Annotated in this window: 18 protein-coding genes and 1 pseudogene; 10 read left to right on the forward strand and 9 right to left on the reverse strand. The window is 72.0% G+C overall.

From position 1 onward, the window contains the following. Positions 1-9: 9 nt before the first annotated feature. Positions 10-219, reverse strand: a pseudogene (locus tag HW837_RS24695) (peptide ABC transporter ATP-binding protein); the annotation flags it as partial. Between the two features lie 222 nt (positions 220-441). On the opposite strand from HW837_RS24695, the gene HW837_RS24700 reads away from it, so the two are divergent. The 3 genes from HW837_RS24700 to HW837_RS24710 all read left to right on the forward strand — a co-directional run bounded on the left by HW837_RS24700 (position 442) and on the right by HW837_RS24710 (position 2,390). Further along, positions 442-1,056, forward strand: coding sequence for a FadR/GntR family transcriptional regulator (locus HW837_RS24700; RefSeq protein WP_234442505.1), 615 nt, complete (start codon positions 442-444; stop codon positions 1,054-1,056). A 3-nt stretch (positions 1,057-1,059) separates the two neighbouring features. Beyond that, positions 1,060-1,500, forward strand: a complete 441-nt coding sequence (locus tag HW837_RS24705) for a protein-tyrosine phosphatase family protein (RefSeq protein WP_045557464.1) — start codon at positions 1,060-1,062, stop codon at positions 1,498-1,500. Positions 1,501-1,703: 203 nt separating this feature from the next. After that, a complete protein-coding gene (locus HW837_RS24710) occupies positions 1,704-2,390 on the forward strand; it encodes a hypothetical protein (protein WP_193380080.1) in 687 nt (228 codons plus the stop codon). 187 nt (positions 2,391-2,577) lie between these two features. Here the strand turns inward: HW837_RS24710 and HW837_RS24715 are convergent, their stop codons facing one another. The 3 genes from HW837_RS24715 to HW837_RS24725 all read right to left on the reverse strand — a co-directional run bounded on the left by HW837_RS24715 (position 2,578) and on the right by HW837_RS24725 (position 7,531). Beyond that, complete coding sequence (locus tag HW837_RS24715; protein WP_045557462.1) at positions 2,578-3,234, reverse strand: M15 family metallopeptidase; 657 nt, start codon at positions 3,232-3,234, stop codon at positions 2,578-2,580. Between the two features lie 362 nt (positions 3,235-3,596). After that, positions 3,597-6,689, reverse strand: a complete 3,093-nt coding sequence (locus tag HW837_RS24720) for an AfsR/SARP family transcriptional regulator (protein ID WP_193380079.1) — start codon at positions 6,687-6,689, stop codon at positions 3,597-3,599. 230 nt (positions 6,690-6,919) lie between these two features. Continuing rightward, positions 6,920-7,531: an HD domain-containing protein gene (locus tag HW837_RS24725; RefSeq protein ID WP_234442504.1), complete on the reverse strand. Its 612-nt coding sequence runs from the start codon at positions 7,529-7,531 to the stop codon at positions 6,920-6,922. A 298-nt stretch (positions 7,532-7,829) separates the two neighbouring features. On the opposite strand from HW837_RS24725, the gene HW837_RS24730 reads away from it, so the two are divergent. The 4 genes from HW837_RS24730 (at position 7,830) to HW837_RS24745 (ending at position 10,412) form a co-directional block, all read left to right on the forward strand. Continuing rightward, positions 7,830-8,060: a hypothetical protein gene (locus HW837_RS24730; RefSeq protein WP_045557460.1), complete on the forward strand. Its 231-nt coding sequence runs from the start codon at positions 7,830-7,832 to the stop codon at positions 8,058-8,060. A gap of 183 nt (positions 8,061-8,243) precedes the next feature. After that, positions 8,244-8,993, forward strand: coding sequence for a DNA repair protein RecO (gene recO, locus HW837_RS24735; RefSeq protein ID WP_045557459.1), 750 nt, complete (start codon positions 8,244-8,246; stop codon positions 8,991-8,993). 42 nt (positions 8,994-9,035) lie between these two features. Then, the gene (locus HW837_RS24740; protein ID WP_193380078.1) at positions 9,036-9,884 is read left to right on the forward strand and encodes an isoprenyl transferase; all 849 of its coding nucleotides are present in this window, start codon (positions 9,036-9,038) and stop codon (positions 9,882-9,884) included. Positions 9,885-9,887: 3 nt separating this feature from the next. Beyond that, positions 9,888-10,412: a YcxB family protein gene (locus HW837_RS24745; protein WP_193380077.1), complete on the forward strand. Its 525-nt coding sequence runs from the start codon at positions 9,888-9,890 to the stop codon at positions 10,410-10,412. Positions 10,413-10,448: 36 nt separating this feature from the next. Here the strand turns inward: HW837_RS24745 and HW837_RS24750 are convergent, their stop codons facing one another. The 4 genes from HW837_RS24750 to HW837_RS24765 form a co-directional block, all read right to left on the reverse strand. Beyond that, a complete protein-coding gene (locus HW837_RS24750; protein ID WP_045557456.1) occupies positions 10,449-10,862 on the reverse strand; it encodes a Fur family transcriptional regulator in 414 nt (137 codons plus the stop codon). A 71-nt stretch (positions 10,863-10,933) separates the two neighbouring features. Continuing rightward, positions 10,934-11,878: a metal ABC transporter permease gene (locus HW837_RS24755; RefSeq protein ID WP_045557455.1), complete on the reverse strand. Its 945-nt coding sequence runs from the start codon at positions 11,876-11,878 to the stop codon at positions 10,934-10,936. Positions 11,879-11,891: 13 nt separating this feature from the next. After that, positions 11,892-12,659, reverse strand: coding sequence for a metal ABC transporter ATP-binding protein (locus HW837_RS24760; protein WP_193380076.1), 768 nt, complete (start codon positions 12,657-12,659; stop codon positions 11,892-11,894). 28 nt (positions 12,660-12,687) lie between these two features. Beyond that, complete coding sequence (locus tag HW837_RS24765; RefSeq protein ID WP_045557453.1) at positions 12,688-13,650, reverse strand: metal ABC transporter substrate-binding protein; 963 nt, start codon at positions 13,648-13,650, stop codon at positions 12,688-12,690. A gap of 215 nt (positions 13,651-13,865) precedes the next feature. On the opposite strand from HW837_RS24765, the gene HW837_RS24770 reads away from it, so the two are divergent. Next, complete coding sequence (locus HW837_RS24770) at positions 13,866-15,248, forward strand: glycine--tRNA ligase (RefSeq protein ID WP_045557452.1); 1,383 nt, start codon at positions 13,866-13,868, stop codon at positions 15,246-15,248. Between the two features lie 125 nt (positions 15,249-15,373). On the opposite strand, the gene HW837_RS24775 is transcribed toward HW837_RS24770, so the two are convergent. Then, positions 15,374-16,486, reverse strand: a complete 1,113-nt coding sequence (locus HW837_RS24775; RefSeq protein WP_193380075.1) for an endonuclease/exonuclease/phosphatase family protein — start codon at positions 16,484-16,486, stop codon at positions 15,374-15,376. 247 nt (positions 16,487-16,733) lie between these two features. On the opposite strand from HW837_RS24775, the gene HW837_RS24780 reads away from it, so the two are divergent. Both HW837_RS24780 and HW837_RS24785 read left to right on the forward strand, forming a co-directional pair. Further along, on the forward strand, positions 16,734-17,744 hold the full coding sequence (locus HW837_RS24780) for a DUF4394 domain-containing protein (protein ID WP_193380074.1): 1,011 nt from the start codon (positions 16,734-16,736) through the stop codon (positions 17,742-17,744). A gap of 106 nt (positions 17,745-17,850) precedes the next feature. Further along, the gene (locus HW837_RS24785) at positions 17,851-18,855 is read left to right on the forward strand and encodes an aldo/keto reductase (RefSeq protein WP_193380107.1); all 1,005 of its coding nucleotides are present in this window, start codon (positions 17,851-17,853) and stop codon (positions 18,853-18,855) included. Positions 18,856-18,867: the final 12 nt, after the last annotated feature.

Genomic DNA, 18,867 nt, shown 5'->3' on the forward strand with positions numbered 1-18,867 from the left:
TGGGCATCGCTAGGCGTCGGGCACGGATCCCGGCGCCGACGCGGCCCCCGCCTGGGCGACCAGGTCGCGCGTCGAGTCCGTCTCCCGCACAGGATGGTGGCAGCGGAAGCGGTGTCCGGGGGCCGACGCGGCCGTGAGGTCCGGCAGGATCTCCGCGCAGACCTCGTCCGCCTTACCGCAGCGGGCACGGAACGGGCAGCCGCTCGGCGGCCGGGTCGCCGGCCGCTGCCGGTGACCGCGGTCAAGAGCGCGCACACGAATGGCGTACGTGTCAGAGGTGCGACCAATGGCGGATCAACTGGGGTATGGAACAACGACAGTTGAGGGTCCGTTGGGTGAGGGTTTCCCGGGCTGATCACGGGGCGTTGACCTGGCGTTCCCCTGGCCGGTCCACGCGGTTTGCGTTCGGAGGTGGGACGTCGGATGTCCGGCGAGCGTACGATGCGTCGCATGTCTCAGGAGAGCGTCGGCAGGCGTCGGTTCGAGCGGCGGGTGAGCAGCCAGAGCCAGCACGAGGTCATCCAGCTCGTCCTCGACCGCAGGCTCCAGGCGGGGGCGCCGCCGCCCACCGAGACGGAGCTGATGGAGGACCTCGGCGTCAGCCGCGACTCCGTCCGCGAGGCACCCAAGGCCCTCCAGGCCCTCGACACAGTCGACATCCGGCACGGCTACGGCACCTATGCCGGCGAGGCCTCCCTCACCCCCTTCGTCGACGGCCTGACCTTCCGCACCCTGGCCCGGCCCGACGGCGACACCGCCGCCCTCGCCGAGATCCTCCAGGTCCGCGAGATCCTGGAGGACGGCCTCGTGCGACGGGTCGCGGGCACCCTCACGGACGACGAACCGGACGCCCTGGAAGCCGTCGTCGACCGGCTGGAGGCGGCCGGGAAGGCGGGCGAACCCGACGACCCCACCCCCGAGCTGACGGTCCGCCGCCACCGGGACATCGTGGCCGCGCTCCGCGCCCGCGACGACGAGGGCGCCCAGCGGGCGATGTCCGACCACTTCCGGGGCATCGAGGCGAGGGCGGCGCAGGCCTCGCGGGGGGTGGGCTAGGCCATGGAGCGCTCCTCGACCGAGCCGTGGGACCCCGCCGGCGCCGGTGTGCTGCGGCTGCCCTCCGGGCGGCTGGTGCGCGGCCGGGGGCTGCGCCGGCCGCTCCCCGACGGCCCCGTCCCCACCTACGCCGTCTACCTCCTGGGCAAGGAACCGCCCGGCGTCCCCTGGCAGTCCCGCTGGCTGCGCTGGCCCGACTTCCGGCTGCCCGGCGACCGGGCGGAGGCGGCCGGGGTGCTGCGCGAGGTCTGGGAACGGGCGGCCGTCGACCGGGTCGAACTCGCGTGCGGCGGCGGCCGGGGCCGCACCGGCACGGCGCTGGCCTGTCTCGCGGTCCTCGACGGCGTACCGCCGGGGGAGGCCGTGGCGTACGTACGGCGGCACTACGACCGGCACGCGGTGGAGACGCCGTGGCAGCGGCGGTACGTACGGAGATTCGGCTGAACGTCGTGGGGCGACCGGGGCAGGACCGGTAAATCGTTTCTTCATGGCCTCTTCCCGATATTCGGCAGGTAATCCGAGGAAAGTGGTCCATGAGGTGAGTCAGGGCGGCACCATGAGGCGGGAGATCACTCCGCCGATCCGGCCGGAACACGCCCGGCGACCCGGCCGGAACACGCCCGTCGAACCCACCTCCGAGGCCGTCAGTGACGACACCCCCTTCTCCGCCCACGCCACCCTCCCCGTCCGACTCCCGATGGCACACCGTCGGGATCATCGTCGCGGCCGTCATCACCGCGGCGGCGACCGTCACGGCGGGGCTGATGAGCGCCGACACCGAGAAGAGCGGGCCCGAGGCGGCGCCCTCGTCCGGCCGGACGTCGGCGCCCGCGCAGTCACCCACCCCGATCGCCACCCCCACCCCCACCCCTTCCGCGATATCGACGCCGCCCTCGGCGCCCGAACCCGCACCCACGCCCACCCCCACGCCCACCCCCACGCAGCCCGTCATCCGGTCGGTGGGGCTGCCGCCGGAGCTGGCCGGAACCTGGGTGGGGATCGCCACGGAGTCCGACAGCGGCTCGAACGGCGACTCGACCGACTCCTACCGCGTGCGGCTGGAACTGACCGGGGGCGCCGTCACCGAGGACATCGGCGAGGTCCACTACGAGATGCAGGGCTCCCGCTGCCAGGGCGACCTCACCCTGTGGGCGGTGGACGCGGTCAGCGAGGCCCTCTCCCTCGGCGAGTACATCGAGTCCGGCAACTGTGTGAAGGGCGGCCGGATCACCCTCACCCCGATGCCGGACGGCACGCTGGACTTCGCCTACACGGGTGCCAAGGTCGACGGCTCCGAGCAGACGGTGCACGCCGGTCTGGAGAAGGTCCGCTGAGGCCGGCGGTCCCGGCCCCGTCACCCCTGCCCGCCCCATCCACAGGGTGCTGCCCCTGACCCCCGCTACGGGGTTTGCCGCCGAGGCGGCACGGAGGACGGGGTGCAGCCCTCAGGGATGGGACGGGTAGGGGTGACGGGGCCGGGAGCCCGGCTCGCCCACCGGGCCGGTGAGGCGGCGGACGCGGCTAGGGCCCAGTGCTCGCCGGGCCGTACAACGCGTTCGGTGCGCCCGTCATCAGCGCCCAGTACCGGTCCCCGTACGACCAGTGCCACCACTCGGTGGGGTAGTTGACCAGCCCGGCCGTGGTGAGCGCCGCGGAGAGCGTGCGCCGGTTGCGGCGGGCGGTCTCGGAGATGTTGGGCGCGTCGGTGTAGCAGGCGTCGTCGCTCTCCTCGGGGCTGGCGTCCAGACGCGTGCCCATGTCGAGCTCCTCCCCGGCGGCCGTGCACAGGGTGAGGTCGACCGCGGCGCCTGCGACATGCGGCCCGATCTCCGGCGGCGAGAGGGAACGGCTGGTCTGGACGTGCAGGTACTCCTCCGACCAGTCCGGGTTGGCGAGCCGCAGCTCGGCGGCGTACCGCTCGAAGTACTCGATCTGCAGTTCCAGCGGCCGGTACCCCTCGGTGACCAGCAGCCGCAGCCCGTCCGGCAGCAGCCGGGCGGCGCGCGCGAGGCGCCAGGCGACGCCCTCGCGCAGATGCGCGTACGCCCCCTCGGGGTCGGCCTGACGGGAGTCGACCACCACGAAGGGCAGCTCCCTCAGATCGACGAGGGGCTCACCGCACTCCTGGACCGGGACACCGGCGACCTCGGGGTCGCTCATGAGGATGATCGAAGGCATGCGTCGTCTTCCACCGGACGGGAGGTGCGATGCGTCGGGGTGTGTGGCAGCACCCCGGGGAGGGACTTGATCCCCTGATGTCCCTCCCCGGGGGCTTCCCCCCTTGAGTGGTGGTTCGTGGTCTGGCTCCGGGCGTCCCCCCAGCCCGTCCTGCGCGTGCGATCCCACTGTTGTCACGTTCCCACCGGTCCGTCCCCTGTGCGCTCCGGTGGGCCGACCGGCCGGGCGGTGGTCGCCCGGCCGATCCGTTGTTCCCCCGAGAACAACGAGAATGGCGCACTCCGCTGGAAGTTCTCTGCAAGTCGGCCGCAAGCGGGTTTCGGCCTGCGCGACCGGCCGGAACGCGCCTCCGGCACGGGACGTCAGGGGGAGCGGACCCACGGCCACGGCTCGTGCCGCTCGCGCGCTTCGCAGGCGTCGAACACCGCCATGGCCTCGGCCCGCAGCGCCCGCGCCCCGTCCCGGTCCCCGAGCGCGGCCCGGACCACCGACAGATCACGCAGGGCACGGGCCCGGGGCAGGGGCAGCGCGAGGACGCCCCAAAGCGCGGCGGAGGCGGTCAGCAGCCCCTCCGCGTCCGTCAGCCGGCCGCCGGCCAGCGCGCACTCGCCCAGCGTGCGCAGCGTCAGCGCCTCGCCGAAGCGGTCCTCGTGGGTCCGGCAGACCTCCAGGATCTCGTGCAGTGCCGTCTCCGCCTCCCGGACGTGCCCCAGCCGCATCCGGGCCTTGGCGCGGGCCCGCAGGGCGTACGCCGCCATGTGCGGGTCGCCGAGGTCGCGCAGGATCTCCAGCGCCTGCTCGGCCACGCGAGCGGCCTCCTCGTACGCGCCGAGCGAGCGGTGCACCAGGCTGAGCGTGCGCAGAGCCAGCGCCTCGCCGCGCCGGCTGCCGAGCCGCCGGTAGGCCCGCAGCGACTCGTCCAGCAGCGGGAACGCGCCCTGCTGGTCGCCGAGTTCGAGGCGTACGGAGCCGCCGTACCGGCAGGCGACGCCGACCCCGGTGTCGTCGCCGATCCGCCGGAAGCCGTCGGCGGCGTCGGTCAACGCCCGTTCCGCGTCCCGCAGCTCGCCGACCTCGCGGCAGGCGCTGCCGAGGCCCGCGAGGGCGGCGGAGCGGCCGCGCACGTCGCCGAGTTCGGTGCAGACGCGCTCGGCGGTGCGGAAGTACTCCTGCGACTCGGCGATGCGGTCCTGTTCGTAGCGGAGCTGTCCCAGGCCGATGATCAGCAGGGCCTCGCCCGAGCGGTCCTCGGCGCGGCGGGCCGCCGCGAGGGCCGCGTCGTGGCTGCGCCACCAGGCGTCGAAGCGGTTCTTGATGGCGAACGAGGAGGAGCACAACGCCGCTGCCGCTTCGCAGGCGAGGGTGTGCAGGCCGAGGGCTGCCGCCCGTTCGACCGCGGTGGTGAGGGTGTCGGCTTCGGCGTCGAACCAGGCGAAGGGGTCGGTGAGGGCGCGATGGGTGGTTCGGGCGCCCACCGGGGTGGGGGGTTCTGCTGTGTCGCGGTTTTCGGTTGTGTGTGGTTGTTCGCGCAGTTCCCCGCGCCCCTTGGGGGTGAAGCCCTGTCGCAAAGTGACCGCGCCCGACGGGGACTTCTCCGTCACCCTGTCCATCAGCCACAGGCCCGCGCTCAGTGCCCTGCCCACCGCCGCCGTGCGGTCGTCGGACGGGTCCTCGGTCTCCGCGCGTTCGGCCGCGTAGACGCGGACCAGGTCGTGCAGGCGGTAGCGGGGCTGGCCCACCTGGTCCCGGCCGGGACAGGTGATCAACTGGGCGTCCAGGAGGCGTTCGAGGATCTCCTCGGCCTCGTCCTCCGAGGTGCCGGAGAGCGCGGCGACCGCCCATACGGCGACATCGGCCGAGCCGAGGGTGGCGACACGGCGCAGGACGCGCCGGGCACACACGTCGAGGGCCTGGTAGCTGAGGCCGAGACCGGCCCGGACCTCCAGGTCGCCCACGGACAGCTCGTCGAGGCGGCGGTGTTCGTCCGCGAGGCGCTCGGCGAGCACGCTGGGCGTCCAGTGCCGCCGGGTGGCCAGCCGGGCCCCGGCGATCCGCAGCGCCAGCGGCAGCCCGCCGCACAGCTCGACGATCCGGCGGGCCGCGGCCTGTTCGAGCGGGTCGTCCGGGGTGCGGTCGGGGCCGGTGACCCGGGTGAGCAGTTCGAGGCCGCGGGCGTCGTCCAGGACGTCCAGGTCGGTGCGCCGGGCCCCGACGAGCCCGCCGAGCCGGGCCCGTGAGGTCACCAGCACCCCGCAGCTGGCGCTGCCCGGCAGCAGCGGCCGTACCTGGGCCTCGCCGTTCGCGTCGTCCAGGACCAGCAGCATCCGCCGCCCGGCGACCAGGCTGCGGAACAGGTCGCCGCGCTCGGCAGTGTCCTCCGGCGGGTCCGCGCCGAGCGCCCGCAGCAGCCGGCCGAGGACCTCGGCGGGCGGCACGGGCTCGCTGAAGCCGTGGAGTTCGGCGTAGAGCTGCCCGTCGGGGTACTCGTCGGCGACCCGGTGCGCGGCCTGCACGGCGAGCGCGGACTTGCCGACCCCGGCGGCCCCGGAGACCACGACGACGGGCATCGCCTCCCGCGCGCCGGTCAGCCCCTCGACGACCCGCGCCAGCTCCTCCTCCCGGCCGGTGAAGTCGCCGATGGCGGGCGGCAGGAGCGACACCGGCCGGGGAGCGGGAGCGGGAGCGGGAGCGGGGGTGGTGGTGGCCAGCAGGGCGGGGTCGGCCCGCAGGATGGCCTCGTACAGACGGTTCAGCTCCGGGCCCGGGTCCAGCCCCAGCTCCTCGGCGAGCACCGCCCGGCCCTCCGCGTAGACGGCCAGCGCCTCGGCCTGCCGCCCGAGCCGGTACAGGCCCAGCATCAGCTGCCCGCGCGGCCTCTCCCGGGCCGGGTGCTCGCCCACCAGCGCGGTCAGTTCGGTGACCAGCTCCGCCTCGTGCCCGCCGGCCTCCAGTTCGGCGGCGATGCGTTCCTCCAGGGCCGCCTGCCGGGCCTCCTCCAGCCGTCCGGCCTCGCCCCGCAGCGCCTCCCCGACGCCGCCGAGCGCCGGGCCGCGCCACAGCTCCAGCGCCCGGCGCAGCAGCCGCGCGGCCTCCGCGTGGTCGCCCTCGGCGGCGGCCCGCCGCCCGTCGGCCGTGCGGGCCTCGAACTCCGTCAGGTCGACCCGGCCGACCCCGGGCCGCAGCACGTATCCCGGTGGCCTGGTCTCGATCGCGTCCGCCGCCCCGGGCGGCAGCGCCCGGCGCAGCGCCGACACATACGTCTGCACCAGCGCCCGCGCGGTGTCCGGGGGTTCGTCCCCCCAGATCACGTCCACGAGCGCGTCGGCGGGCACCACCTGTCCGGCCCGCAGCAGCAGCACGGCCAGCAGCGCGCGCGGTTTCGGGCCGCCCAGCCGCAGGGGTCTGTCACCGTGCCATGCCTCGACCGGGCCGAGCAGTCGGAATTCCAGCTCCACGGGTCCCCATCTTCCGTGCTGTCGGACCGCCGGGACAGCGGTTGCTCACGCACCGTTCGACGCTCATGTACGGCGTGTGGTTTCCCAGGACGCGTGATGCGCCGCGGACTTGTCGGAAAACGGGGCAACCGAAGGGAATCTTAGGTGGACGACGCGGAGATTCCCCACGTAGGTGAGGACCACCTGTGACGATGCTGTGAGAACCGTCCGTGGCCGTCGGGAGCACGGGCCTACGGGTGCACGGGGTACGACGCCTGGAAGGCGAGCCGGTGGTCCGCGCCGGCGCCGAGCGGTTCGAGGAGGTCGTCGAGGGCGAGGAACTCCTCCCAGACGGGCCTGCCGCTCGCCTCCGCCAGCCGGCCCACCACCAGGTCCTCCAGCTCCCGCACCCGCTTGTTCTTCCACACCTTGTCCGCCAGCGAGACCAGCAGGTCCTCGATCCCGGTGCCCGGCTCCGTCCACGCGGCGTGCGTCCCCGCGAACCTGGCCCACTCCGGCTCGACCCCGTGCTCCAGCAGCAGCCGGCGTCCCGCCTCCTCGTGCGCGGAACCCGGGCCCGACAGCTCCCCGGTGTGGGCGACCTTGCCGATGTCGTGCGTGGCCGCGCCGAAGAGGACGGCCGCGCGCTCGAACGGCAGCTCCGGGCAGCGGCGCTCCACCCAGTCGGCCAGCTCGTGCGCCACGTCGTGCACGAGCCGCAGATGCGCCGCGAGCCGGGGCGGCGCGCCGAGGCTCCGCAGCAGCGCGGCGGCCCGCTCCGGCAGGGGCCTCAGGGGCGGGTCGGTGACGGCGGTCAGGGGATCGGCGGGGTCGGTCGGGTGGGCGGGGCGCGACGCGTGCACGGCTTCTGTATACCGCTCGGCCGGGCCCGCCGGTCAAGGTCCAACGCTTCTGTGCCGACCTGGAGTTGTACGGGACAGACTCCCGCCGAGTTTAGGCACTGCAGGTCATCGAGGAGATGCGAAGAGTGAAATTCGACGGGGTGGGGGAGCACCGTGAGGGCAGGTGGAGAAGGGCTCGGGGGACGGTACTCGGCGGGCGCGCCGAAGAGGCGGAGGAATTGGTGGAGGAATTGCGGCGGACGGCCGAAAGAGCGGGAATTGTTCTGCCGTCACCGGTCCTTTCGGCGGTGGCCCTGCGGTGAGCGGGAACGGGAGGAAGCCGGCGATCGGCACCTACGCCGTCGACACCCGCACCGGGAAGGTCGGCCGCGTCATGGGCCACGAGGGGCCCTACGTCCAACTGCGGCCGGTCGGCGGCGGGAGGGAGTGGGACTGCGCCCCCGAGGTCGTACGGGCCGCCACGACCATAGAACGCCTGCGCGCCGCCACCGCCTACGAGAACGCCCGCAGCCGGGGGGAGGTCCCTTGAAGGCGTGACTGTGGGCCGAGGTCCCGCCGGGGGCCGGCCGTAGGCGAGAATGGGCGGCATGAGCCTGTTCCGCGACGACGCCGTCGTCCCGCGCACCCGGAAGCCGGGTGAAGCGGACCGGATCACGCCGCGGTCTCCCGGGGGACGGCCCCCGTGCCCCCGGCAGGCCCCCGGGGGCGGGCGATGAGTCTCTTCCGCGACGACGGGGTCGTGCTCCGCACCCAGAAGCTGGGTGAGGCGGACCGGATCATCACCCTGCTCACCCGGGGGCACGGGCGGGTGCGGGCCGTGGCGCGCGGGGTGCGGCGGACGAAGTCGAAGTTCGGGGCGCGGCTCGAACCCTTCTCCCACGTCGACGTGCAGTTCTTCGCGCGGGGCAGCGAGTTGATCGGACGCGGTCTGCCCCTGTGCACCCAGAGCGAGACCATCGCCCCGTACGGCGGCGGCATCGTGAGCGACTACGCCCGCTACACCGCCGGGACGGCCATGCTGGAGACAGCCGAGCGGTTCACCGATCACGAGGGCGAGCCCGCCGTGCAGCAGTACCTGCTGCTCGTCGGCGGGCTGCGCACCCTCGCCCGCGGCGAGCACGCCCCGCACCTCGTCCTCGACGCGTTCCTGCTGCGCTCTCTCGCCGTCAACGGCTACGCCCCCACCTTCAGCGACTGCGCCAAGTGCGGCATGCCCGGCCCGAACCGGTTCTTCTCGGTCGCCGCCGGGGGCTCCGTCTGCGTGGACTGCCGGGTGCCCGGCAGCGTCGTACCCTCGCCACAGACGCTGGAACTGCTCGCCGCGCTCCTTACGGGAGACTGGGAGACCGCGGACGCGAGCGAGCCGCGGCACGTGCGGGAGGGCAGCGGACTGGTGTCCGCCTATCTGCACTGGCATCTGGAGCGCGGGCTGCGCTCCCTTCGGTACGTGGAGAAGTCGTAGGCACGACCGATCCACCGGCACCACTAAGGAGACGAGAAGCACATGGTGGTACGCGGGTTCCTGGGACGTCAGCGCCGCGAGTACAGGGCGCCGACGCCGCACCCGTCCGGCGCCCGCGCGCCCAAGCTCCCCGGCGAGCTGGTCCCCGAGCACGTGGCGATCGTCATGGACGGCAACGGCCGCTGGGCCAAGGAGCGCGGGCTGCCGCGCACCGAGGGCCACAAGGTCGGCGCCGAGCGCGTCCTGGACGTCCTCCAGGGCTCGATCGAGATCGGCGTGCGCAACATCTCCCTCTACGCCTTCTCCACCGAGAACTGGAAGCGCTCGCCCGACGAGGTCCGCTTCCTGATGAACTTCAACCGCGACTTCATCCGCAAGACCCGCGACCAGCTCGACGAACTCGGCATCCGGGTGCGCTGGGTGGGCCGGATGCCGAAGCTGTGGAAGTCGGTCGCCAAGGAACTCCAGGTCGCCCAGGAGCAGACCAAGGACAACAACCTGCTCACCCTGTACTTCTGCATGAACTACGGCGGCCGGGCCGAGATCGCCGACGCGGCGCAGGCCCTCGCCGAGGACGTCCGCGCGGGCCGCCTCGACCCCTCCAAGGTCAATGAGAAGACCTTCGCGAAGTACCTCTACTACCCGGACATGCCGGACGTCGACCTCTTCCTGCGTCCCAGCGGCGAACAGCGCACCTCCAACTACCTGCTCTGGCAGAGCGCCTACGCCGAGATGGTCTTCCAGGACGTGCTGTGGCCCGACTTCGACCGCCGTGACCTGTGGCGGGCCTGCATGGAGTTCGCCTCCCGCGACCGCCGCTTCGGCGGCGCCGTCCCGAACGAGGAGCTCCTCGCGATGGAGGCCGCGATGGAGGGCCGGACGGAGGACTGACCCGTGGCCGAGGCCGGTGGGGAGAACGTCGAGCTGGTGTACCGGGCGGCGGTCGGGGACTTCCGCGAGGCGGTGCGGGTGTCCGCGCGTGCCTCGGCCGCCGGCCGGTGGGGACAGGGTCTGCTGCTGTTCTGCGCCGGGGCGGGCCTCTTCGTCACGGCCGTGGCGCTCGCCCTCGGGACCACGCCCGACGCGCAGGCCTGTGTGATGCCGGTGGCGGCGCTCGGCGCCCTCGTCCTGCTGCCCCGGCTCCAGGCCCGCCTCCTGCACCGGCGGGCGGCGGCCCTGGGGCTGCACCGCGCCGTGCTGGACCCGTGGGGCGTGACGGTCGCGCACGACCACGGCACCGAGCGCCCGGCCCGCTGGTCCCAGGTGTCCCGGTACGCGGAGACCCCGCACACCTTCGTCCTCTTCGGCGGCGCCCACGCGCTTCGCCTCACGGTGCTGCCGAAGCGGGGCCTGGCGACCCCGGCCGACGCCGACCGGCTCCGCGCCGTCCTCGCCCGCGAGGGCCTGACCCGGCTGTAGAGCGGGCGCGGGCGTGGACGAGCGCGACGAGGGGCGCTACGACGTCTTCGCCGCGCACTCCGCGCAGGTGCCGAAGATCTCCACGGTGTGGGCGACGTTCACGAAGCCGTGCTCCGCGGCGATCGCGTCGGCCCACTTCTCGACCGCCGGGCCCTCCACTTCCACGGCCTTGCCGCAGACCCGGCAGACCAGGTGGTGGTGGTGCTCGCCGGTGGAGCAGCGGCGGTACACGGACTCGCCGTCGGAGGTGCGCAGGACATCGACCTCTCCCGCGTCGGCGAGGGACTGCAACGTGCGGTACACGGTGGTGAGCCCGACCGAGTCGCCCTTGTGCTTGAGCATGTCGTGGAGTTCCTGCGCGCTGCGGAACTCGTCGACCTCGTCCAGTGCCGCGGCCACGGCCGCCCGCTGCCGGGTGGAACGACCTCGTACAGGTCCGGCGGTCGTCACCGTTGCCTCCTCACGTAGCGGTCTTGCGGGGGCCATTGTGCCAGCCCTCGCCGGACCCGTTCAGCCGCCGGTCACCCGGTGGACCCCTGGGCGGAGCCCCGGGCGGCCGGAACAGTGTCCTTCGCGGCCCCGGCCCCGGCGGTCTCCCGGGCCGTCGGGACCCCGCACTCCGCCGGGTCCCCGAGGGCCGTCTCCAAGGCCTTCGCACGGCGCCTGGCCAGCGGTGTCGCCAGTGCGGTCAGCACCATGAACGCGGCGATGGCCAGCAGCACGATCGTCGCGCCGGGCGGCACGTCCTGGTAGTACGAGGTGATCGTGCCGCCGATCGTCACGGACACCCCGAGGGCCACGGCGATCGCGAAGGTCGCCGCGAAACTGCGGGTGAGCTGCTGCGCGGCGGCGACGGGGACGACCATCAGCGCGGAGACCAGCAGCAGGCCGACGACGCGCATGGCGACCGTCACGGTCACCGCCGCCGTGACCGCCGTGAGCAGGTTCAACGCCCGCACCGGCAGGCCGGTGACGCGGGCGAACTCCTCGTCCTGGCTGACCGCGAAGAGCTGCCGGCGCAGCGCCAGCGTCATCACGATCACGAACGCGGCGAGCACGCAGATCGCGGTGATGTCCTCCTGTGACACGGTCGACAGCGAGCCGAAGAGGAACGACATCAGATTGGCGTTGGTACCGCCGGGCGCGAGGTTGATGAGCATCACACCGCCGGCCATGCCGCCGTAGAAGAGCATGGCGAGCGCGATGTCGCCGCGTGTCTTCCCGTACCAGCGGATCAGCTCCATCAGCACGGCGCCCACGACGGACACCAGCGTCGCCATCCACACCGGCGACCACGAGAGCATGAAGCCGAGGCCGACGCCGGTCATCGCGACATGGCCGATGCCGTCACCCATGAGGGCCTGGCGGCGCTGGACGAGGTAGATGCCGATCGCGGGGGCGGTGATGCCGACGAGGACGGCGGCGAGCAGGGCCCGCTGCATGAAGGCGTAGTCGAGGAAATCCATCGTGGGTGCCTTCTCAGCTCAGCAGGCCCGTACGGACGGGCTCGGCGCCCGGTGCCGCGTGCGGGTGGACGTGGTCGTGGCCGGGCAGCGCGTGCTGGCCGACCGCCTTCGGGGGCGGGCCGTCGTGGGTGACGCAGCCGTCGCGCAGGACGACCGCGCGGTCGATCAGCGGCTCCAGCGGGCCGAGTTCATGGAGGACCAGCAGCACGGTGGTGCCCTTGGCGACCTGCTCGCGCAGGGTCGCGGCCAGCACCTCCTGGCTGGCCAGGTCGACGCCCGCCATGGGCTCGTCCATGATCAGGAGTTCGGGTTCCGAGGCGAGGGCGCGGGCGATGAGGACGCGCTGGTGCTGGCCGCCGGAGAGGGCGTTCACCGAGTCCTTGGCGCGGTCCGCCATGCCGACCATCTCCAGGGCGTGCCGGATCGCCGCGCGGTCGACTCCGCGCAGGATGCCGAAGCGGGCGCGGGAGAGCCTGCCCGAGGCCACGATCTCCGTCACCGTCGCCGGGACACCGCCGGCCGCCGTGGTGCGCTGCGGCACGTACCCGAGGCGCCGCCAGTCGCGGAAGCGGCGCCGGGGGGTGCCGAACAGCTCGATCTCGCCGTCGCTGACCGGTACCTGCCCGATCACCGTGCGCACGGCGGTGGACTTCCCGGAGCCGTTGGCGCCGAGCAGCGCGACGACCTCACCGCGGTGCACGGTGAGGTCGATGCCGCGCAGGACGGTGCGCGAGCCCAGTTCGGCGCGGACGCCGCGCAACGCGATGACGGGCTCGGTCATGCCTGCTGCCTCCGGATGATCAACAAGGTCACTTGGCTCCCAGGGCCGTCTGGAGGGCCTTGAGGTTGGCTTCCTGGACCGCGAAGTAGTCCTTGCCGCGCGACTTCTCCGTGATGCCCTCGATCGGGTCGAGGACGTCGGTCTTCAGGTTCGCGTCGGCGGCGATGGTCTTCGCGGTCTTGTCGCTGACCAGTGTCTCGTAGAACACCGTGGTCACGCCGTCGGCCTTCGCCATCTTCTCAAGTTCCTTCACCCGGGCGGCACTCGGCTCGGACTCGGGGTCGAGGCCGGAGATGGCCTCCTCGGTGAGGCCGTAGCGCTCGGCGAGGTAGCCGAAGGCGGCGTGGGTGGTGATGAAGACCTTGGTCCTCGTGTCCTTCAGCCCGTTGACGAACTGGTCGTTGAGCGCGCCCAGCTTCTCGACCAGGGCCTCGGTGTTGGTCTTGTAGGTGTCCGCGTGGTCCGGGTCGGCCTTCTCGAGGGCGGCGCCGACCCCCTTGGCGACCTCGGCGTACTTCACGGGGTCGAGCCAGATGTGCGGGTCCTTGCCCTCCAGCTCCTCGTTCTCGTGGTCGTCGTGCTCGGCCGAGTGGCCGCCGACCTCGTTGCCGTGGTGCTCCATGTCGGTCAGCGTGGCCGCGTCGATCTTCGTCTCGTGGCCGGACTGCGCGACCGCCTCGTCGACGGAGGGCTGCAGGCCCTTGAGGTAGAGCACGGCGTCCGACTCCTGGAGCGCGGCCGTCTGCTTGGCGCTGATCTCCAGGTCGTGCGGCTCCTGGCCGGGCTGGGTCAGACTGGTGACGTTCACGTACTTCCCGCCGATCTGCTCGGCGAGGAAGGCCATCGGGTAGAACGACGCGACGACGTCGAACTTGTCGGTGTTGCCCGCGGCGGCGCTGTCGCCGCCGCACGCCGTGAGAGTGGTGAGGCCGAGGGCGGCGGCCGCGGTCGCCGCCGCGGGTATCAGAAGGCGTCGTCGTACTACGTTCATGACAGTCATTTTCATCTTGTCTGGAAACGATTGTCAACAAGCCTGGTGGTAAGCCCAAGGTAAGGCCTTTGTCCGCTCTCGGCCGTCTCCTTCCCCGAACCGATTTGATCCGAGGGGCCGCCCCGCCGGTAACCTGAAGCATTCGCTCTGAAGCGCGTCCGCTTCCTCCAGGAGCGCATCGCTTCGTCGCCCGTCGTCGTAATGAAGAGAGCACCGTGGCCGCCGACAAGATCGACACCATCGTCAGCCTGAGCAAGCGCCGTGGCTTCGTATTCCCGTGCAGCGAGATCTACGGCGGCCAGCGCGCCGCCTGGGACTACGGACCGCTGGGTGTCGAGCTCAAGGAGAACATCAAGCGTCAGTGGTGGCGCTACATGGTGACGTCGCGCGAGGACGTGGTCGGTATCGACTCGTCCGTCATCCTGGCCTCCGAGGTCTGGGTGGCATCCGGCCACGTCGCCACCTTCTCCGACCCGCTCACCGAGTGCACCGCGTGCCACAAGCGGTACCGCGCGGACCACCTGGAAGAGGGCTACGAGGAGAAGAAGGGCTACGCCCCGGCGAACGGCCTGGCCGACATCAACTGCCCCAACTGCGGCAACAAGGGCCAGTTCACCGAGCCCAAGCAGTTCTCGGGTCTGCTCTCCACCCACCTCGGCCCCACCCAGGACACCGGCTCCATCGCCTACCTGCGTCCCGAGACCGCCCAGGGCATCTTCACCAACTTCGCCCAGGTGCAGACCACTTCGCGCCGCAAGCCGCCGTTCGGCATCGCGCAGATGGGCAAGTCCTTCCGCAACGAGATCACGCCCGGCAACTTCATCTTCCGCACCCGCGAGTTCGAGCAGATGGAGATGGAGTTCTTCGTCAAGCCGGGCGAGGACGAGAAGTGGCAGGAGTACTGGATGCAGGAGCGGTGGAACTGGTACACCGGCCTGGGTCTGCGCGAGGAGAACATGCGGTGGTTCGAGCACCCGCAGGAGAAGCTCTCCCACTACTCCAAGCGCACCGCCGACATCGAGTACCGCTTCCAGTTCGGCGGCAGCGAGTGGGGTGAGCTGGAGGGCGTCGCCAACCGCACCGACTACGACCTCGGCGCGCACTCCAAGGCCTCCGGCCAGGACCTGTCGTACTACGACCAGGAGGCGAGCGAGCGCTACACGCCGTTCGTCATCGAGCCGGCGGCCGGTGTCGGCCGCACGATGCTGGCGTTCCTGCTCGACGCGTACACCGAGGACGAGGCCCCCAACGCCAAGGGCAAGCTGGAGAAGCGCACGGTGCTGCGCCTCGACCACCGCATCGCCCCGGTGAAGGTGGCGGTCCTCCCGCTGTCCCGCAACCCCGAGCTGTCCCCGAAGGCGAAGGGGCTCGCGACGGCGCTGCGGCAGAACTGGAACATCGAGTTCGACGACGCGGGTGCGATCGGGCGGCGTTACCGCCGCCAGGACGAGATCGGTACGCCGTACTGCGTGACCGTCGACTTCGACACGCTCGACGACAACGCGGTGACCGTGCGCGAGCGCGACTCGATGAAGCAGGAGCGGGTGTCTCTCGACCAGATCGAGGGCTACCTCGCGGCTCGGCTGGTCGGCGCCTGAGGGGTTGCCTCGCTGGTGTGATTGAGCGGCTGCGGGCCGTTCGTGGCTGGTCGCGCAGTTCCCCGCGCCCCTGGAGGGCCTTCGGCCCTTCCGGGCGCGGGGAACTCGGCGTTCCGCAGGGCCGGTTACAGGTCCAGGTCGGCGAAGAGGGCCGCGTGGTCGGAGGCCTGGGTCAGGCGGGACGTCACCGTGTCGAAGTGCGGGAAGGTGTTCGGCGCCCAGACCCCGCGGCGCTCCACCTCCACGTTCCGCACCCGGTCGAACAGCTCGGGCGAGAACATCAGGTAGTCGATCTTGTCCTTCGGGTTGGTCGCCGTGCCGTGGGTGCCCGGGAGTTCATCGTCGTAACTGGGGTGGCTCATCGCGTCCTGGAGGCCGGCGGCGAGCAGGTGCTTGATCGGGTCGCTGGTCGGTGAGTCGTTGAGGTCACCGGCGACGATCACCCGGTCCGAGCGGTCCAGGGCGGCCTCGTAGATCTCCCGCACTCTCCGTGCCTGGTCCAGGCGCAGGCTCCCGCCGCCGCCTATCTGGCTCTTGAAGTGGTTGCCCAGGATCCACAGCGGGGTGCCGCCCAGCGCTATCTCGAACTCGGGGCAGTCCCGGCTGAAGAGCCGGTCCGTGGAGCCGTTCCGCATGTCGAAGATGTGGGAGCGGACGGAGGTGATCGGGTGCCGGCTGAGGATGCCCACATCGATGCCGCGCCGGTCGTTGCCGTCGACCAGCATGTTGAACGGGTACGGCTTGCCGCCGGGGAGACCGCCCACGATCTGCTCGTTGAAGCGCTCCAGGGTGAGGCGGTCCTCGACCTCGACCGTGACCACGATGTCGGCGTCGACCTCCTTGATCACCCGCGCGGTGTTCCGGATGGACTCCAGGCTGAGGTCGCCGCGCACCAGCTCGGCCCAACCCGACCATTTCGTACGGCCCTTGGCCACGACCTTGATGACGGGGTCGTCCGGGTTCCCGCTCTGGGTGAAGAGCTTGGCGCCCGATCCCTTGAGCTGGTTGACGAAGATCGGCCCCCGGGTCTCCGGATCGATGTCGAAGGCGCGGTGTTCCTTGACCAGCCCGGCGATCCGGGCCTTGTCGTCCTCCGAGTAGACCTCCTTGTCGAGGAGGTCCACCAGTGTGTTGAAGTCCCGGAGGATCTTCTCCCGGTCCTGCTCGTCCGCGAACCGGAAGACCTCGGGGCGTCGGAACAGGTTCTCGACGTTGTAGGTGGCGATACGGACGGTCATGGCGCCCTCCTCGGGGCGGCGCAGGTGATCGCGCGGCCGTGGCGCAGGCGCCGCTCCGGGTTGACTGCGCCCCGACAATCAAGAGTGTCCGAGAAGGGGTGATCCGTGTCCAACGGAGCGACAGGGAGAATGTCCGGAACGTTATGAGAATTTCCGTACAGACGCACCAATCCGCACCCTTCCCCGCGCCGAAGGAGAGGGCAGACGGCCCGCAGAGGGCGGGCCGCGCATCTTCACGGGGGCGTTCATGCGCAAGCAAGCGGTCATCGGCGTACTGACCATGGCGGTGGCGATCGGCACGGTCGGTGCCGTCGGAACCGGGGCACTGGGCGGATCCGGCGCGCTGGGGGGATCGGGTTCGTCGGGCGGATCCGGGGCGTCGAGCGGTTCGTCGGCGTCGGCGTCGGCGTGGGGCTCGGCGGGCGACTCCGTCGGCACCGGGGCCGACGTCGAGTCCAAGGGCGGGCTCCTCGGCGGCGGGGCGAAGGTGCCCGGCGGTCTGAAGGCCGTCGGGCTCACCACCGACCAGCGGCTCGTCGTCTTCCGCGTCGACAAGCCGGGTGCCGTCGTCCCGCTCGGCAGGGTCCGCGGTCTCAAGGGCGACACCCGGCTCGTCGGCATCGACTACCGCGTCCAGAACAACAAGCTGTACGGCGTCGGCGACAAGGGCGGTGTCTACACCCTCGGCGAGGCCGGCGCCAAGGCCACCAAGGTCTCCCAGCTCACCGTCGCCCTCCAAGGCACGGCGTACGGCGTCGACTTCAACCCCGCCGCCAACCGTCTGCGGGTGATCAGTGACACCGGCCAGAACCTCCGCCACAACCTCGACGACCCCCAGGGCGCCCCGGCCGCCGGCACCACGGCCGTCGACGGCACCCTCACCGACCCGCCGGTCCCGCCCGCCACGGCCGGCGTCACCGCGCGGGGGGTGACCGGGGCGGCGTACACGAACAACGACCTCGACACCGCCACCGCGACCACCCTGTTCGACCTCGACACCGCCCAGGACCGGATCTCCCTCCAGTCCCCGGCCAACGCGGGCAACCTCGCCCCCACGGGCGGGCTCGGCGTGGACGCCCCGCTGAACACCGGGTTCGACATCCACAGCTCGGCGCGGAGCGGGGTGAACGCCGGGTATGCGGTGACGGGGTCGCGCCTCTTCGCCGTCGACCTGCTGACGGGGAAGGCGAGTTCGGTGGGCGCCTTCCCGAAGGGCCGCCAGGTGGTGGACCTGGCGATACCGCTGCGTCAGGGCTGACGGACGAGCGGGGCTGACGAATAACGAATAACGAATGGCAGGTGACAGCTGACAGATATTGAAATCTGTCAGCTGTCATGTCATCGTGGAGCCCATGACGACGACGATGCAGACCCGCCCCCTCGGATCCGCCGGCCCCCAGGTCTCCGCCCTCGGCCTCGGCTGCATGGGCATGTCCGCGCTGTACGGCGGCGCCGACCGGACCGAATCGCTCGCGACCATCCACGAGGCCCTCGAAGCCGGCGTCACCCTGCTGGACACCGGCGACTTCTACGGGATGGGCCACAACGAACTGCTGATCGGCGAAGCCCTGCGCACCGCGCCCGCGGCCCACCGGGAGCAGGCCCTGACCAGCGTCAAGTTCGGCGCGCTGCGCGACGCGGACGGCGGCTGGTCCGGCTACGACGGCCGCCCGGCGGCCGTGCGCAACTTCGCCGCCTACTCCCTCCAGCGCCTCGGCACCGACCACATCGACGTCTACCGGATCGCACGGGTCGACCCCGACGTGCCGATCGAGGAGACGGTCGGCGCGATCGCCGAACTGGTCGAGAAGGGGTACGTCCGCCACATCGGCCTGAGCGAGGTGGGCGCGGAGACCATCCGCCGCGCCGCCGCCACGGCCCCGATCGCGGACCTCCAGATCGAGTACTCCCTCATCTCGCGCGGCATCGAGCGGGAGATCCTGCCGACCACGCGCGAACTGGGCATCGCCGTCACGGCATACGGCGTCCTCTCCCGCGGGCTGATCTCCGGCCACTTCACCCACGACCGGCAGCTGGCGCCCGGCGACTTCCGGGCCTTCTCGCCCCGCTTTCAGGGGGAGAACCTCCGGCACAACCTGGACCTCGTCGAGGCCCTGCGGAAGATCGCCGACCAGAAGGGGGCGTCGGTGGCCCAGATCGCGATCGCCTGGGTGCTCTCGCGCGGCGAGGACGTCGTCCCGCTCGTCGGGGCCCGCCGCCGGGACCGCCTCGCGGAGGCACTGGGCGCGCTGGAGGTGCGCCTCGACGCCGACGACCTCGCGGCGATCGAGGGCGCCGTCCCGGCGGACGCGGCGGCCGGCGACCGCTACCCGGCCGCCCAGCTGGCGCACCTCGACAGCGAGCGCTGATCCCGCCGCCGG

It is taken from the genome of Streptomyces caniscabiei (genome assembly GCF_014930365.1).
In the GTDB taxonomy this organism is placed as follows: domain Bacteria; phylum Actinomycetota; class Actinomycetes; order Streptomycetales; family Streptomycetaceae; genus Streptomyces; species Streptomyces caniscabiei.

Coding starts and splice junctions, on each gene's coding strand:
- HW837_RS24700 (WP_234442505.1), top strand. CDS start 442: ATGCGTCGCATGTCTCAGGAGAGCGTCGGCAGGCGTCGGTTCGAGCGG.
- HW837_RS24705 (WP_045557464.1), top strand. CDS start 1,060: ATGGAGCGCTCCTCGACCGAGCCGTGGGACCCCGCCGGCGCCGGTGTG.
- HW837_RS24715 (WP_045557462.1), bottom strand. CDS start 3,234: ATGCCTTCGATCATCCTCATGAGCGACCCCGAGGTCGCCGGTGTCCCG.
- recO (WP_045557459.1), top strand. CDS start 8,244: ATGAGTCTCTTCCGCGACGACGGGGTCGTGCTCCGCACCCAGAAGCTG.
- HW837_RS24740 (WP_193380078.1), top strand. CDS start 9,036: ATGGTGGTACGCGGGTTCCTGGGACGTCAGCGCCGCGAGTACAGGGCG.
- HW837_RS24755 (WP_045557455.1), bottom strand. CDS start 11,878: ATGGATTTCCTCGACTACGCCTTCATGCAGCGGGCCCTGCTCGCCGCC.
- HW837_RS24760 (WP_193380076.1), bottom strand. CDS start 12,659: ATGACCGAGCCCGTCATCGCGTTGCGCGGCGTCCGCGCCGAACTGGGC.
- HW837_RS24765 (WP_045557453.1), bottom strand. CDS start 13,650: ATGAACGTAGTACGACGACGCCTTCTGATACCCGCGGCGGCGACCGCG.
- HW837_RS24775 (WP_193380075.1), bottom strand. CDS start 16,486: ATGACCGTCCGTATCGCCACCTACAACGTCGAGAACCTGTTCCGACGC.
- HW837_RS24780 (WP_193380074.1), top strand. CDS start 16,734: ATGCGCAAGCAAGCGGTCATCGGCGTACTGACCATGGCGGTGGCGATC.
- HW837_RS24785 (WP_193380107.1), top strand. CDS start 17,851: ATGCAGACCCGCCCCCTCGGATCCGCCGGCCCCCAGGTCTCCGCCCTC.